At 71.6% G+C, this 15,873-nt stretch carries 13 protein-coding genes; 3 read left to right on the forward strand and 10 right to left on the reverse strand.

From position 1 onward, the window contains the following. Positions 1 to 275: 275 nt before the first annotated feature. Together ABD691_RS13935 and ABD691_RS13940 are read right to left on the reverse strand one after the other, a co-directional pair. Positions 276 to 860, reverse strand: a complete 585-nt coding sequence (locus tag ABD691_RS13935) for a hypothetical protein (RefSeq protein ID WP_344680073.1) — start codon at positions 858 to 860, stop codon at positions 276 to 278. A 115-nt stretch (positions 861 to 975) separates the two neighbouring features. Beyond that, the gene (locus tag ABD691_RS13940) at positions 976 to 3,351 is read right to left on the reverse strand and encodes a sodium-translocating pyrophosphatase (protein ID WP_344680074.1); all 2,376 of its coding nucleotides are present in this window, start codon (positions 3,349 to 3,351) and stop codon (positions 976 to 978) included. Positions 3,352 to 3,791: 440 nt separating this feature from the next. Here ABD691_RS13940 and ABD691_RS13945 point away from each other — a divergent pair, with 440 nt between their 5' ends. After that, complete coding sequence (locus ABD691_RS13945) at positions 3,792 to 6,158, forward strand: DEAD/DEAH box helicase (protein WP_344680075.1); 2,367 nt, start codon at positions 3,792 to 3,794, stop codon at positions 6,156 to 6,158. Between the two features lie 124 nt (positions 6,159 to 6,282). Here ABD691_RS13945 and ABD691_RS13950 read toward each other — a convergent pair whose 3' ends face one another. The 8 genes from ABD691_RS13950 to ssd form a co-directional block, all read right to left on the reverse strand. Next, positions 6,283 to 6,936, reverse strand: coding sequence for a bifunctional DNA primase/polymerase (locus tag ABD691_RS13950; protein WP_344680076.1), 654 nt, complete (start codon positions 6,934 to 6,936; stop codon positions 6,283 to 6,285). A 336-nt stretch (positions 6,937 to 7,272) separates the two neighbouring features. Next, entirely contained in the window at positions 7,273 to 7,767 is a 495-nt protein-coding gene (locus ABD691_RS13955) for an Rv3654c family TadE-like protein (RefSeq protein ID WP_344680077.1), read from the reverse strand. A 67-nt stretch (positions 7,768 to 7,834) separates the two neighbouring features. Continuing rightward, on the reverse strand, positions 7,835 to 8,239 hold the full coding sequence (locus ABD691_RS13960) for a TadE family type IV pilus minor pilin (RefSeq protein ID WP_344680078.1): 405 nt from the start codon (positions 8,237 to 8,239) through the stop codon (positions 7,835 to 7,837). After that, a complete protein-coding gene (locus ABD691_RS13965; protein ID WP_344680079.1) occupies positions 8,239 to 8,466 on the reverse strand; it encodes a DUF4244 domain-containing protein in 228 nt (75 codons plus the stop codon). The genes ABD691_RS13960 and ABD691_RS13965 overlap by 1 nt, the downstream gene beginning before the upstream one ends. Before the next feature lie 212 nt (positions 8,467 to 8,678). Continuing rightward, positions 8,679 to 9,266: a type II secretion system F family protein gene (locus tag ABD691_RS13970; protein ID WP_344680080.1), complete on the reverse strand. Its 588-nt coding sequence runs from the start codon at positions 9,264 to 9,266 to the stop codon at positions 8,679 to 8,681. After that, positions 9,263 to 10,054, reverse strand: coding sequence for a type II secretion system F family protein (locus tag ABD691_RS13975; protein WP_344680081.1), 792 nt, complete (start codon positions 10,052 to 10,054; stop codon positions 9,263 to 9,265). The genes ABD691_RS13970 and ABD691_RS13975 overlap by 4 nt, the downstream gene beginning before the upstream one ends. After that, the gene (locus tag ABD691_RS13980) at positions 10,048 to 11,205 is read right to left on the reverse strand and encodes a TadA family conjugal transfer-associated ATPase (RefSeq protein WP_344680082.1); all 1,158 of its coding nucleotides are present in this window, start codon (positions 11,203 to 11,205) and stop codon (positions 10,048 to 10,050) included. Before ABD691_RS13980 ends, ABD691_RS13975 begins: the two co-directional genes overlap by 7 nt. Then, positions 11,202 to 12,293 (reverse strand): septum site-determining protein Ssd, encoded by a 1,092-nt coding sequence (gene ssd, locus ABD691_RS13985; protein WP_344680083.1) that lies wholly within the window; start codon positions 12,291 to 12,293, stop codon positions 11,202 to 11,204. Before ssd ends, ABD691_RS13980 begins: the two co-directional genes overlap by 4 nt. 511 nt (positions 12,294 to 12,804) lie before the next feature. Between ssd and ABD691_RS13990 the strand changes: the two genes are divergently transcribed. Both ABD691_RS13990 and ABD691_RS13995 read left to right on the forward strand, forming a co-directional pair. Then, a complete protein-coding gene (locus ABD691_RS13990; RefSeq protein ID WP_344680084.1) occupies positions 12,805 to 13,644 on the forward strand; it encodes an HAD-IB family hydrolase in 840 nt (279 codons plus the stop codon). 452 nt (positions 13,645 to 14,096) lie between these two features. Beyond that, positions 14,097 to 15,872, forward strand: coding sequence for a glycoside hydrolase family 3 protein (locus ABD691_RS13995; protein WP_344680085.1), 1,776 nt, complete (start codon positions 14,097 to 14,099; stop codon positions 15,870 to 15,872). Position 15,873 lies beyond the last annotated feature (1 nt).

The raw sequence follows: 15,873 nt of genomic DNA on the forward strand, positions 1-15,873 counted from the left end.
GCCCGTTCGTCGTGTTGTCCGAGTTCCAGGTGATACCCGAGGTCCGAGGAAATGCCCAGGGACTCAGGTCCCACCCGAGTACCTCGGTGATGCCCAAGGTTCCTCAATGGTGCCCAAGGTTCCTAAGTGTGCACCGTGCACAGCCGATTACGCCGTGCCGGGGACGGACAGCGTCGCATACAACACAACGGCACTCGCGCCCGTCGTCTCTGGGAAACGTATCGGCTACCGGCTGTGTTCCGTTGCTTGACCTGGCGTGATGTGCGTCAAACCGGTCAGGACACCAGCGGCCACGTTCGCTCGATCGCACCATCGGGCACTGGGCCGACCAGCTCCGCCAGGCGGGCTATCCGCCGTTTGCCGGTGACCCGCAGCGCCGGTCCGCCCGCGCGGGCGCCCAGGAACCTGGCGGGCAGCCCGCTGCGCGCCAGCGCCGCGGCGAGCGGTTCGTGCGTCTCGGGGGCGTGCGGGTCGAGGCCGAGGAGGTAGCCGCCCGGTTCGAGCCTGCCCGCGGTCAGCGCCCAGAGGCGCAGGGTGCAGCCGTCCGGGGCGAAGTCGGCGGGCACGGACTTGACCGCGCCGCGCAGCCAGCGACCGGCCAGGCCGGTCAGGTCCGAGCGGAAGGCGGTGCGCACCAGCGGCCTGCCCTCGTCCGAGCTGCCCAGCTCGGCCTCGACGCCGCGGTCGGCGCACGCGCGGACCAGGGATCGGGCCCGCCAGTGCTCGTCGACGACGACCGAGAGCCGCGCCGCGGTACCGCGCCCGAACCCCACCGCCTGCCCCGGCCCGCACAGCAGCCCCGCGAGATCGGCCACGCGGGGGTGCCGGGCCTCAGCCGAGAAGAAGGACAGCTGGTCCACGGCGCACAATCGTAGAACTGCCGTTCGAAAATGACCAGCATCTCACGCGAGTTCACCCTCCGGAATGAAAGAGCGGGGGTGCCCGGACGTTCCGGACACCCCCGCTACCGCGAGATCAGGCGGTGGCTATTTTGCCCTCCTCGTCGTTGGCCGGGGTGTCGGTGATCGCGGTGCTGCGCCGCTTCGACACCACGACCGCGGCGATGATCACCGCGGTGGCGACCCCGGCGATCGCGAAGCGGACCGCCGGGGAGGCGGCCTCCCCGACCGCGAAGGTCACCACGGCGGGCGCGATCAGCACCGACACCAGGTTCATGACCTTCAGCAGCGGGTTGATCGCCGGACCGGCGGTGTCCTTGAACGGGTCGCCGACGGTGTCGCCGATGACCGTGGCCGCGTGCGCCTCGGACCCCTTGCCGCCGTGGTGGCCGTCCTCGACCAGCTTCTTCGAGTTGTCCCAGGCACCGCCCGAGTTGGCCAGGAAGATCGCCATCAGCGTGCCGGTGGCGATGGCGCCCGCCAGGTAGCCGGCCAGCGGGCCGACGCCGAGGCCGAACCCGACCGCGACCGGCGCCAGCACCGCCAGCAGACCCGGCGTGGCCAGCTCCCGCAGCGAGTCGCGGGTGCAGATGTCGACGACCTTGCCGTACTCGGGGCGCTCCGAACCGTCCATGATCCCGGGCTTGTCCCTGAACTGGCGCCGGACCTCGTAGACCACGGCACCGGCCGCGCGGGACACCGCGTTGATGGCCAGGCCGGAGAAGAAGAACACCACGGCCGCGCCGATGGCCACGCCCACCAGGACGTTCGGCGCGAACACGATGAACTCCATCTCGGCCAGCGCACCGCCCGCGCTGGCCAGCGCCTGGGTGATGGCGTCCCGGTAGGACCCGAACAGCGCGGTAGCCGCCAGCACCGCGGTCGCGATCGCGATGCCCTTGGTGATCGCCTTCGTGGTGTTGCCGACCGCGTCGAGCTCGGTGAGGATCTGCGCGCCCTCGCCCTCGACGTCACCGGACATCTCGGCGATGCCCTGCGCGTTGTCGCTGACCGGGCCGAAGGTGTCCATCGCGACGATGACGCCGACGGTGGTCAGCAGGCCGCAGCCGGCGAGCGCGATCGCGAACAGCGCCACCGCGAGCGAACCGGACAGCAGGAACGCGCCGAACACGGCCGCGCCGATCACCAGCGCGGTGTAGACGGCGGACTCGAAGCCCACCGACATGCCGCTGAGGATCACGGTGGCCGCACCGGTCAGCGACGACTTGCCGACGTCGCGCACCGGCCGGTGCTCGGTGGCGGTGAAGTAGCCGGTGAGCTTGAGGATGACCGCGGCCAGCGCGATGCCGATGATCACCGCGACCAGCGCGATGACCGCCGGGTTGCCCTGGGTCGCCGCGATCTCCGGCGACACGCCGGTCAGCCCGGCGAACGAGCTGGGCAGGTAGAGCAGCGCCGCGCCCGCGCAGAGCACGGCCGAGATCCCCGCCGAGACGAAGAACGAGCGGTTGATCGCGGTGAGCGCGCTCTCCCCGGCCCGCGCCTTGGTGATGTAGACGCCGATCACGGCGGTCACCACCCCGATCGCGGGCACGATCAGCGGGAACAGCAGGCCCTGGAGGCCGAACGCCGCGGTGCCCAGGATCAGCGAGGCGACGAGCGTGACGGCGTAGGACTCGAACAGGTCGGCCGCCATGCCCGCGCAGTCACCGACGTTGTCGCCGACGTTGTCGGCGATCGTGGCGGCGTTGCGCGGGTCGTCCTCCGGAATGTTCTGCTCGACCTTGCCGACCAGGTCGGCGCCGACGTCGGCGGCCTTGGTGAAGATGCCGCCGCCGACCCGCATGAACATCGCCAGCAGGGCGGCCCCGAAGCCGAAGCCCTCCAGCACGCGCGGAGCGCCGCCCGCGTACACCAGCACCACCAGCGCGGCGCCGAACAGGCCGAGGCCGACCGTGGTCATGCCGACCACGCCGCCGGTGCGGAAGGCGACGCGCATCGCCTTCTCCCGGCCCTCGCCCTTCTCCCTGGCGGCAGCCGCGACGCGGACGTTGGCCCGGGTCGACAGCCACATGCCGAGGTAGCCGATCACCGCGGAGAACGCGGCGCCGAACAGGAAGAAGATCGACCGGCCGATGCGCTCGGCGGTGGTCTCCGCGGGCAGCGCGAACAGCACGAGGAACACCACGACCGCGAAGACCGCCAGCGTCCGGAACTGGCGGCTGAGGTAGGCCGACGCGCCCTCCTGAACGGCCTTGGCGATGTCCTGCATCTTCGTGGTGCCCTGACCGGCGGCGAGGACTTCCTTGATCAGTACGTAGCCGAAGGCCAGCGCGGCCAGGGCGATCACCATCACCACGCCGACCACGGCGATGTCGGCGCCCCCGAGTTCGATGCCCGCGGCGTGCTGGGCGAGGTCCATCCGGTGCGGCGAGCTCGGTGGTGCAGTGCCCTGGGCCCAGCCTTGCTGGACCGGGGTGAGCAGGGACATCCGTCCTCCTGGTTTGTGCTCGGTTCTGCGCCGGTGATCGCGCCGACCCACGGTCGGCTCCCCGACGCGCGTTAGGCGGCCTCGCCCCGCTCGGCCTGGCGGTCGAAACGTGACGACGTCGTGGCCGGGAAGTCTATTCAGACCACGAGTGGCTTACCTCACGGTGTGATATGAGACTCGCATCGACGTGCGGATTTGTTATCGAGAATCGATTCAGAAAGGTACTTGATCACCCGTTCAGGGAGATCTCGATTTGGCCCAAACGGGGGACATGAGGTAGTGGGCGATTTTGACCGGCTTCCAGCCCTGCGCGCAAAGATCACCCGATCGCCGGACGCCGGTCCGGTGAACCGTTCCGCAGGACGGACGATCGGGCGCGAAACGATGTTTCGCTCACCCGGCCGGGGTTCGGGTTCCGCGGCCTGTGCAAGGCTCGAAGGGTGAACGCGGAGCGTGAGGACCGGGGTCGGCACTTGCTCGAACGCGTGCTGGCCGGGATTCCGGTGGGCGAGTCACCGCTGCGCCACGTCGCCCACCTGCCCGAACGCCCGGCGCGGCACGCGGACTGGCCCGCGTGGGCCGCGCCCGAGGCGGTCGAGGCGCTTCGCGCGCGCGGCGCGGAGCGGCCGTGGGCGCACCAGGCCGAGGGCGCCGACGCGGTGCGGTCCGGGGAGAACGTCGTGGTCGCGACGGGCACCGCGTCCGGGAAGTCGATGGTCTACCAGCTGCCGGTGCTGTCGCGGCTGCTCCAGGACGGGCGGGCGACCGCGCTGTACCTGTCGCCGACCAAGGCGCTGGGCGCCGACCAGCTCCGCGCGATCGACGAGCTGGAGCTCGACGGGGTCCGCGCGGCTAGCTACGACGGCGACACCCCGCAGGTCGAGCGGGACTGGGTCCGCAACCACGGCCGGTGGGTGTTCACCAACCCGGACATGCTGCACATCGGGATCCTGCCCAACCACAGCCGGTGGGCGCGGTTCTTCCGGAGCCTGCACTACGTGGTGATCGACGAGTGCCACACCTACCGCGGCGTCTTCGGCTCGCACGTCGCGCTGCTGCTGCGCCGGCTCCGGCGGGTCGCCCGGCACTACGGCGCCGATCCGGTGTTCGTGCTCGCCTCCGCGACCGTGGCCGACCCCGGCGACCTGGGCGAACGGCTCGTCGGGACCCCGTGCCGCGCGATCATCGACGACGGTTCGCCGCGCGGCGCCCGCACGGTCGCGCTGTGGGAACCGCCGCTGCTGGAGGACGTGGTCGGCGAGAACGGCGCGCCGGTCCGGCGGTCGGCGGGAGCCGAGACGGCCCGGATCATGACCGAGCTGGTGATCGAGGACGCGCGCACGCTGGCGTTCGTCCGGTCCCGCCGCGGGGTGGAGCTCGCCGCGCTGTCGGCCCAGCGCTCGCTGTCCGAAGTGGACTCCAGCCTGCCCGGGAAGGTCAAGGCGTACCGGGGCGGCTACCTGCCCGAAGACCGCCGGGCGCTGGAACGGGCGCTGCTCGTGGGCGACCTGCGCGCGGTCGCGACGACCAACGCGCTGGAGCTGGGGGTGGACATCGCGGGCCTCGACGCGGTGGTCGTGGCGGGTTACCCGGGGACGCTGGCCTCGTTCTGGCAGCAGGCCGGGCGCGCCGGGCGGGACGGCGAAGGCGCGCTGGTGGTCTTCGTCGCGCGCGACGATCCGCTGGACACCTACCTGGTGCACCACCCGCCCGCGGTGCTGGAACGCCCGGTCGAAGCGACTGTGCTGGACCCGGCGAACCCGTACGTGCTCGAACCGCACCTGGCCTGCGCCGCGGCGGAACTGCCGTTGAAGGAGGAGTCCTTCGACGCCTTCGGCGGAACCGCCGCCGAGACCGCGGTCAAGGCGCTGACCTCGGAAGGCGTGCTGCGCAAACGCCCGCACGGCTGGTACTGGACGGCGCGCGAACGTCCACACAGGAGTGTGGAGCTGCGGGGCTCCGGAGGCGCCCAGATCGCCGTCGTGGAGGGCGATTCCGGGCGGATGCTGGGAACGGTCGACCCGGACTCGGCGTGTGCCACGGTGCACCCGGGCGCGGTCTACCTGCACCAGGGGCAGTCGTTCGTGGTGGACGAGCTGGACCTGGACACGGGACTCGCGCTGGTGCACGCCGAAAGTCCGGACTGGACGACTTCGGCCCGCGAAGCCATCGACATCTCGGTGCTGCGGACGGTCGAGCGCCGGGAAGCGGGCCCGCACGTGTCGGTGTGCCTGGGCGATGTGGAGGTGATGTCGCAGGTCGTCGGCTACCTGCGCACGCTGCCCTCGGGCCGGGTGCTGGACCAGGTTCCGCTGGACCTCCCCGCGCACAAGCTGGTGACCAGAGCGGTCTGGTACACGATCGGCGAGGAGCTGCTCAGTGGCAGCGCACCGGGGGGCGCCGGGCTGGAACCGGCGCGCATCCCCGGTGCGCTGCATGCCGCCGAGCACGCGGCGATCGGCCTGCTACCGCTGTTCGCGACCTGTGATCGATGGGACATCGGCGGTGTCTCCACCGCCATGCACGCCGATACCGGGGAGGCGACGGTTTTCGTGCACGACGGTCATCCGGGAGGGGCCGGATTCGCCGACCGCGGCTTTGCCGCGTTGTTCCCATGGCTGGCCGCGACGCGGGAGGCGATCGCTTCCTGCGAGTGCCCGGCCGGGTGCCCGTCCTGCGTCCAGTCGCCGAAGTGCGGGAACGGCAACGAACCGCTGGACAAGGCGGGGGCGGTGGCAGTTCTCGACGCGGTGTCGACCGCAGGGCGGCAAGCCGGCGGATCGGCTGGGCTGCACGACCGGCGGTAGCGGGACCGGGCGGAAAGCGCGCTCGTGTGGGAAGCGCGCGCCGCCCGTACCGCCGGTCGCGACATCGGAGAGCCCTGGGCGCGGTGCCGATCCGCGCGACTCGTTCACGGTCGACCTGCCGCCATCAGCCGGCTGCGACGAGTTCTGCCACGTTCTTGCTCTGGTGGAGCCCTTCGAGCAGGGCGTCCTGTACGAATTCGATCGAGGGCAGGGTCCATCCGCACACCTCGGGCTTGACCCTCCAGTGCGCGGCGCCGTGCGGGAAGGTGGTCGGCGGCATGGGGACCCAGCTTCCGGCACCGTGCGACCTGACGTCGGCGAGCTCGGCCAGTTCGGGGGCGAGCCGACCTTCACCGGACGTCAGGAAGTACCAGCGCCCGTTGGGAATCGCCACGATCGGCACCGGGAATCCCAGTGCCCGCAGGGCGACCGCGGCGCGGTAGCCGAGCGCGGCGTCGACCTCGACGGCTCCGATCGCGGTGCCGGTCGCCACCAGCAGGCTGTAGGGACGGCCGGACCACCAGGCAGCGACCTGGTCGGGGTTGGTTCCGAGCCGTTCCTGCCAGTCCTGGTGCACCGGCATCGGGCCTTCGGCGTCGGTGCCGTCGCGGCCGATCCAACGGGTGCCCACCGGATAGGTCCCGGGCAGCACCGGCCAGCCGCGAGAGGCGAATCCGATCGCCTCCACCCGCAGCTCGATCCGGTTGTTCAGCAGCCCGGCTTGGAGAGCCCGGACACCGCCGAAGGTGTCCTGCCACTCATCCGCCGACCAATCCATTTGTTCTCCGCCTCCTTGTTCCACGGTGAGCACGAGAGGTGATCCGGGGGAGATCACCTCGGTTCGGACCACGTTGTCCGGACCGTCGGGGTGTTCGTGCTCACACCTCCAATGAACGTCAGGGGAACAGCCGGAGTACAGCCCCAGGTCGACGACCGGTCATTTGGCGGCGACGAGCGCAGCCCGCCGCGAAGGCCAGCCGAAAGATCAATCGGACGAGCGGCCTGCGAACAGCACGCCAGTCGCGATCCGATGGCAACAAGCGCCTCGACACCGCCGCTTCCGAACCTCTTGTCCTCGCGGACGGACCGTTCGTCGTACGACCACCTCCGGTTGTCACCCACCGCGAACCGGACCGGCCCGCGCCCGCGCGTCGATGACCGCGAACAGCCCGGGGACGTGCAGCTCCACCCGCGCGTCGGAGCCGTCCAGCCGGCAGCTCGCGATCTCGGCGCCCATCCCGCGCGCGACCCAGCCGGCCCGGCCGCACGCGAACTCCTGGCCCTGCGGCACGTGGGCCGCCGCCGCGAGAGCCGCGAGATCGGCCGCGCCTTCCGCTCTGTGCCGGTTCACCACGGCGGAACCGAGTTGGATTCCGACCCAGAGAACGGTGATCAAGGCGCCCGAGAGCGCAGCCGCCAGCACCGTGGCCGCTCCCCTGTCCCCGGTTATGCCGCCGCCGGTCCTGGCGCTGGCTCCGGTCACGGCGCTGCCGCCGGACGTGCCCCTGCCACCGGACGTGCCGCTGTCCTGGGGCACGGCCGTGCCCCTGGTCATGCCCCTGCGGCTGGTCATGGCGTTGCCTCCGGGCAGGCTTCTGCGGCTGGTCATGGCACTGTCTCCGGGCAGGCCCTTGTCCCCGGTCATGGCAGTCCTCCGGTCATGGCGGCGTCTCCGGTCATGGCGGTCCTCCCGGCTTCGGGGCTCCCGCTCCCGGTTCCAGCACCGCCAGCGCGGTGCTCCTGAGCCAGTCGCCGGGCAGGAAGCCGCCGGGAAACGGCGCGCTGACCTCGACCGTGATCTGGTCGCCGACGATCGACACCGCCAACTTCGCGCCGTGCGGCGCGAGCCGTTCCACGGCTCCGGTCGCCTGCGGCTGGCTGCCGCGGGCGACCAGCCGCGCTGCCTCCACTGCGGCGTCGGTGCACCGCAGTTGGCCGATCACCGCGCACAACCCGCCAACGGCCAGTGCGAACACCACCGCCAGCGCGCAGATCCCGAACGCGGCCTCCACGGTCACCGCGCCGCGGTCGCGGGCCCCGGCGCCGCTGATCGGCGCCGGGGCGATCTCCACGCTCGGCATCAGAACGTTCCCGAGAATCCGCGTTCGAGCAGGGCGGTCACGGCGTTCTTGATCACGTCGCTCTGGACTGCGGCGTAGAGGATTCCGGCCACCGCCGCCGCGGTCAGCGTTCCGAGCGCGTACTCCACAGTGCTCATTCCCCCGTCACCGCGGAGCAGCGCTCTCAGTCGCCGTGGGTTCGAGCGACGCCGGGCGAGCAACGGGCGGAGAACGTTCTGGACAGTCATGTTCACTCCTCAGAAGTTGATGTTGTTCGGGTCTGGTCGGGTCGTCCTGCTGGTGGGCCGCGGGCCCGGCTCGGAATGACGGTCACTGGGCTTCCTTTCCGTGTCGGCGGCATCGGTTCGCATCGGTCGCATCGGCGGCATGGGCGCATCGGCGCATCGGCGCATCGGCGCATCGGCGCATCGGCGCATCGAACGCAGGGTCCACAGTGGATTCACCACTGCACCACCAGCCGGTGGACCATGCCGGCGACCACCGGCGCGACCCCGAGGCACAGGAACGCGGGCAGGAAGCACAGTCCCAGCGGCATCGCGACCCACACGGACGCGCGCTGGGCGCGCTCCTGCGCCCGTGCGTCGGCCGACGACCGGGCGTCCGCCGCGAGCGCCTGCGCCACCTCGGCCAGGCCGGAGCCGCTGCGCGCGGTCCGCCGCGCGGCCCGCGCGAGGTCGGCGGTGTCCGCGTGCCGCAACGCGGGCTCCCAGGCCGACCCCGCGTCCGCGCCCAGCGCGAGCTGGCGAGCGACCTCGTGCAGGACGCGGGCCGGAGCACCGCGGAACTCCGCCGCGACAGCGCGCAGGATCACCGGCACCGGCAGTCCCGCTCGCATGCCAGCGGCGAGCAGGTCCCAGCCCGCGGCCAGCACCAGCGGCTCCGTCCGCTCCGGTCTTCGTCTGACCGGCCGGCGCGACCTCGGGATCGCGGGTTTCCGTGCTCCGCCCGACAGTTCCCGCAGCCGGAAGCGCGCTGTCGGCACCGGCAGCAGCAACACCGCCGTGGCGAGGAGGAACAGCGGGATCATGGCGGCACCGCCCCTTCGGTCAGGCGGAGCGTCCACAGCATTCCGGCGCACAGCAGGGCAACGCCCGTCGCGAGCAGCACCTGACCGGCGAGGTGGCCGGTCAGGAATGCCAACGGCGCGGCGCCCACCGCCTGGCCCAGCAGCAGCCCGAGGGCCGGGAGCCCGGCGAGCATCGCCGCTGTCGCGCGCGGTCCGGCCATCTTCGCTTCCAGGTCGCGGACGAACGCTCCGCGATGCTCCAGATCGCGCCGGACCGCCTCCAGCAGGTCTGCCAGTGCCACGCCGTGCCGCTCCGCGAGCGCCCAGGCGCGTGCCATCCGGCCGAGCGGTTCCCGCAGCGCTGCCGAATCGTGGGCCCGCAGCGCGGAAGCGATGTCCCCGCCGAGCCTGGCGGTCACGGCCATGTCCCGGAACACCCCGGCCACTCCCGGAGCCGCGTCCCGCGCGGCTCCTTCGGCTGCCACCGCGGGGTGCGCTCCGACCCGGAGTTCCGCGACCAGCAACCGGACTCCGGCGGCGAGCTCCGCCGTCCGCTCAGCCCGGTTCCGCTGGTCCCGCCGGGATCGGCGGTAGCCCCGGACGAGCACGCCGAGCGCCAGCGCGCCGATCACCCCGCCGACGCCGGCGACCACCGCCCCGGCCGCCGCTGCGACCGGGTACCAGACGCGGACTCGTCCCAGCAAAGCAACGGATCGGCCCCGGTGCGGGCGAAGCGCCTTCAGCCGGTGCCGGGCCCCGATCACCGGCCAGCACAGCAACGCGGCTGCGAGCAGGAGGAAGGTCAGCACGGCAACGCACCTCCCCGCTCGGAAAGCAGGTTCGCGAGCGCTTCTCCGCCCGGTCCCCATCCGCTGTGGACGGACCACGCCGTCTGGACCTCGACCAGATCGCCGCTGCGCCGCAGCACTCCGATCGCCGCCAGCCGCCGGGCACCCGGCGTGCGCTGGACGTGCAGCACGACCTGCACCGCTGCCGCGAGCTGGCTGTGCAGAGCTGCCCGGGGCAGACCGCCCAGCGCGGCCAGCGCCTCCATCCGGGCCGGGACCTCCTGCGGCGAGTTGGCGTGCAGGGTTCCCCCACCGCCGTCGTGACCGGTGTTCAGCGCAGCCAGCAGCTCGCAGACCTCGGCCCCTCGGACCTCGCCGACGACCAGCCGGTCCGGCCGCATCCGCAGGGCTTGCCGGACCAGGTCGCGGACCTGGATCTCACCGACGCCCTCCACGTTGGGCGGGCGGGTGAGCAGGCGGACGACGTGCGGGTGCGCCGGGTGGAGTTCGCCGGCTTCCTCGACGCAGACGATGCGTTCGGTCGACGGGACCTCGCCCAGCATCGCGGCGAGCATCGTCGTCTTCCCCACACCGGCACCGCCCACGACCAGGAACGCCAGCCGCGCCGCGACGATCGACCGCAACAGCGCGGCGGTCGGCTCGTCGAACGCGCCCTTCCGGCGCAGCGCGTCGATGTCGTGCACCGCTGGCCGGAGAACTCGCAGCGACAGGCACGTGCCCTCGGAAACCGGTGGCAGCACCGCGTGCAGCCGGACCGCTCCGACCGCGCGTGGCAGCCAGGCGTCGACCCACGGTTGCGCGTCGTCGAGCCTGCGGCCGGTGGCCAGCGCGAGCCGTTGGGCGAGGCGGCGCACCGCGTCTTCGTCGGGGAACTCCTCCGGCGCCCGGCGCAGCCCGTCGCCGCGATCGACCCACACCTCGTCCGGCGCCGTGACGAGCACATCGGTGACGGCGGGGTCGCGCAGCAGCGGTTCGAGCACGCCAGCACCCAGGAACTCCCGCTGCACGACGCGGACCCGGTCCAGCACGTCGGCGTCGCCGACCAGCCCGCCCGCGTCCTCCCGGACCGCGGTGGCCACCGCCGACGACGTCAGCGGCGCTCCGCTGCCCGCCAGCCGGTTGCGCACCCGGTCGATCAGCTCGCCGGTCATGACGCACCCACCACAGTGGACTCAAGAGCGCCCAGCACGTCGCGGGCGCTGCGCTCCACCGATCGCCGCTGGTGCGCTCGCATCGAGCAGAAACCGCCCCGGTCGAGCGCTGTCGGCAGGCCGGGCTGGGTGCGCACCGAGGTGAGGACGTCGACACCGACGGCACGGCCGACATCCGCGGGTCGCAGACCGCTCGCCGCCGGACCGCGCACGACCAGCCGCAGCGATCCCGCCGATCGATCCCGCAGCACGGCGGACAGGCGAGCCGCCGCCGCGCAGGCGCGCACCTCGGCGGGCACGACCACGAGGGTTAGATCGGCCTGCCGCAGCCCGGCGACCGCCGGTTCGGACAGGGCTCGCGGCAGGTCGCACACGACCGTCTCGCCCGCTCTGCGGCCCGCCGCGATCACCGCGTGCACGGCCTGCGGCGTGAGCCCGGACGACGGTCCGTCTCGGTCGCACGCCAGCACGGTCATCGCGCCCGAACCGACGCGCCGCCGTGGCAGCGCGTCGTGCAACGCGCTCACCGCGACCCGGCCGCCGCTCACGTCGAGGCCCGACCAGCGCGCTCCTCCGGCGCGCTCGGCACCGACCGCGAGGTCCAGGCCGCCGCCGAACGGATCGCAGTCGACCAGCAGCGACTGCTCGCCGCGGCGCGCCGCGGTCACCGCGACCGCGGTGGCGAGCACGGACGCGCCCGCCCCACCGCAGCCGCCCACGACGGCCAGCACCCGGCCCGATCTCGGGGCGGACCGGTCCACCACCTCGGCGAACAGTTCGATCAGGTGGTCCTCATCGGCCGGCAGCCGGATCTCCAGGTCGGCCCCGATGCGGAACGCCGACCGGTACAGGTCGTCGCTGGGACCGCGAGCGAGTATCAGCACCCCCGGTCTTCTGGGCAGCTGGCTCTCGGCACCCGCTTCGGCGCTGGGCGGGTCGATGACGACCAATGGTGCTGTGCGCCATCGGTCGCCCACCGACAACGCGTCCGGGGCGCGATCCAGTTCGCAACCGGATACCGCTGCCAACCGCAGGACATCTTCGGCCAGCTCGGCGTCGGCGGTGATCAGCAAGGGGGACGTGGACATGGCGAACTCCGATCGGACTCGTGCGCTGGGGAAAGCGACGGCCGCCGGTTTCACCGAACCCGCACCGGGCGGCCTGCTGAAATCCACAGTGGCCGCCCGAGCCAAGCCCGCCAAGGGTCAATTCCCAGAACTGTGGACAACTACCCGGCCTGTGGATAACTCGGCTTTAGGCGCGTTATAACCGGAAAGCAATTCGGGAAAAACATCACCGGAAAGGGGACGACCCCCGCCAGGGGGGAGGGACGGGGGTCGCCAACGGTTCAGCTCCGGGGGGTCGAGCTGAACCCATCCGGCAGAACCGGACTCCCACACTGTATCGCCCCCGTCCCCAGCGACGCGCCCCGTCCATTAGAGGGAACGTCCTTGCACCGTGCTGCCATTTCCGTGGTCATCACCACCCATTTGGGTCAAGAAATGCTTCCCACTCAATGGAATCCCAACCCGGAGAGCAAGCAGGACGTCAAAGCCGCTGCGTCATTGCGGCGACGGCGACCGGCCAGGACGGACTCGTATGCTGTGCGACGTGACAGACCCCGCGAACCACCCGGCAGCCCAGCAGTCTCGCGTGGCCGCGTTCTTCGACCTGGACAAGACGGTCATCGCCAAGTCCAGCACCCTCGCGTTCAGCCGCCCGTTCTTCCAGGAGGGGCTGATCAACCGGCGCGCGGTGCTCAAGAGCGCCTACGCGCAGTTCGTGTTCATGCTGGCCGGCGCCGACGCCGACCAGATGGACCGGATGCGGGCGCACATCACCTCGCTGTGCACCGGGTGGGACGTCGAGCAGGTCAACGCCATCGTCGAGGAGACGCTGCACGACATCGTCGACCCGCTGGTCTACAAAGAGGCCACGCAACTCATCAACGAGCACAAGGAACAGGGCCACGACATCGTCGTGCTCTCCGCTTCCGGGGAGGAAGTGGTCGCCCCGATCGCGAAGCTGCTCGGCGCGACGCACGCCGCCGGGACGCGGATGGTCGTCAGCGAGGGCCGCTACACCGGCGAGGTCGAGTTCTACTGCTCGGCGGAGAACAAGGCCGCCGCCGCCCGCGAGCTGGCCGAGAAGTACGGCTACGACCTCTCGGAATGCCACGCCTATTCGGACTCCGTGACCGACCTTCCGCTGCTGGAGACGGTCGGCCACCCCACCGTCGTCAACCCTGATCGCGGGCTGCGCAAGGAGGCCGTGCAGCGCGGCTGGCCCGCGCTGGCCTTCGACCACCCGGTCTCGCTGCGCGCCCGGATCCCGACTCCGTCCCGCGCCGCCGTGACCGCCGCCGGAGTCGGGATGGGTGCGGTCGCCGCGGCGGGCGCCGCATGGTGGGGGCTGCGCTACTGGCGCCGCCACCGCTGAAAAACCGCAGGTGATCAGCACTGCCACGTAGGTCAGCAACCTCTTGCAGTGACGCCCGTCACGGACTACAAAGGGAAGTGCGGAACCTGAACGGCCAGGGACGTCACGGAGGAGAAGTGGCGTCCACCCCTTAAGGCTCCGTGCGCGAGACCGGAGCACCCACGCGCAGCCGCCGCGGGAGGCTGGTCGTCCACCAGGGTTGCGTACCGGGACGCCGGACGCCGAGCCCGAAAGTTACGACAAGAGTTGCACGCTTGGTAACCCGAGATCTCGCGCGAGGGGCGGCGCCCGCCAACTGGCTTGGCGGGCGCCGCCGTATGTCTCCAGGTCGTGACGGAGCGGTCGCGCAGCGTTGACCAGCGGCGTTGACGTGGGTAGTTTCCCAATTCGACCGATATCGACGTGAACTTCCGACCGGAGGTTGCCGGGCGGACGCCGTCCCTGGAGGCAGAGTGGGCAGGACCAGCCGCCTCGTAGCGGCCACGATCAGCGCAGTCGCCGTCGTCTCCGCGTGCCTGGCCACCACCGGCAGCGCCGTGCCGCCCGATCCCGCCCGCGCGTGGGCGGATGCGACCCTGGACGGGATGACGCTGGAGGAGAAGGTCGGACAGCTGTTCGTCACCTACACCTACGGCCGCTCCGCCGACACCCCGCACCCCCAGAACCGCGAGGAGTTCGGCGTCGACACCCCGGCGCAGGTGGTGCAGAAGTACCACCTCGGCGGCATGATCCACTTCTCCTGGACCGACAGCCTCCACGACCCGAAGCAGATCGCCGAGCACTCCAACGGCCTGCAGAACGCCGCGGTGAACTCGGGCGCGAAGGTGCCGCTGCTGATCTCCACCGACCAGGAGCAGGGCCAGGTCACCCGGATCAAGGAGCCCGCGACCCAGCTGCCCGGCAACATGGCGCTGGGAGCCGGGCGCAGCGCAGAGGACGCGCGCCGCTCGGCGGCGATCACCGGCGAGGAGCTGCGGGCGATGGGCCTGGCCCAGAACTTCGCGCCCAGCGGGGACGTCAACGTGAACCCGGCGAACCCGGTGATCGGAGTTCGCTCGTTCTCCTCCGATCCGGGGCTTGCCGCCGAGTTCAGCGCCGCCCAGGTCCGCGGTTACCAGGAGGACTCCAACGTCGCCGCCGCCGTCAAGCACTTCCCCGGGCACGGCGACACCAACCAGGACAGCCACACCGCGCTGCCGGTGATCGAGCACGACCGCCAGCAGTGGGAGCAGCTGGACGCGCCGCCGTTCCGGGAGGCGATCGCCGCGGGCACGGACGTGGTGATGAGCGCGCACATCGTGGTGCCCAAGCTGGACGACTCGGGTGAGCCGTCGACGCTGTCCCGCAACGTGATCACCGGGATGCTCCGGGAGGAGCTGGGCTACCAGGGCGTCGTCGTCACCGACTCGCTCCAGATGGACGGGGTCCGGCAGATGCACCCGGACGGCGAGATCCCGGTGCTGGCCCTGGAGGCCGGTGTCGACCAGCTGCTGATGCCGCAGAACCTCCAGGTCGGCATCGACGGCGTGCTCAACGCGGTGCGCACCGGCCGGCTGACCGAGCAGCGCATCGACGAGAGCGTGCGGCGGGTGCTGGAGATGAAGGCCCGCCGCGGGGTCGTCGAGAACCCGTTCGTCGACGTGTCCAAGGTGGACGAGATCGTCGGTTCGCCGAAGAACACCGGCGACGCGCAGACGATCACCGACCGCTCCACGACGCTGCTGCGCAACGATGCGAACCTGCTGCCGCTGCGGGAGAAGCAGAAGCGCGTGTTCGTCACCGGAGCCGGCGCCGGTGCGACGAAGTCGCTGGCCGAGCGGATCAGCGCGCGCGGGCCGAAGGCGACCGCGCTGGAGACCGGGCTCAAGCCGACGCCGGAGCAGATCAACCAGGCGGTCGAGCAGTCGAAGGGCAACGACCTCACGGTGGTGCTGACCAACGCAGCGTGGAGCGAGTCCAACGCGTCCCAGCTGGACCTGGTCCGGGCGTTGCAGCAGGCCGGGAAGCCGGTCGTCGCGGTCGCGGTCCGCGATCCCTACGACGCCGCGCACGTCGAGGAAGTGCCGACCTGGCTGACCACCTACTCGGACAAGGCGGTGGCCATGGAGTCGCTGACCAAGGTCCTGTTCGGCGAGTCCGCCCCGGCGGGCAAGCTGCCGGTGCCGGTGCCCGACCCGAAGACGCCCGGCACCGACCGCTATCCGTTCGGACACGGCCTGAGCTGGTGAC

The organism is Saccharopolyspora taberi (assembly GCF_039534165.1).
Taxonomy (GTDB): Bacteria; Actinomycetota; Actinomycetes; order Mycobacteriales; family Pseudonocardiaceae; genus Saccharopolyspora_D; species Saccharopolyspora_D taberi.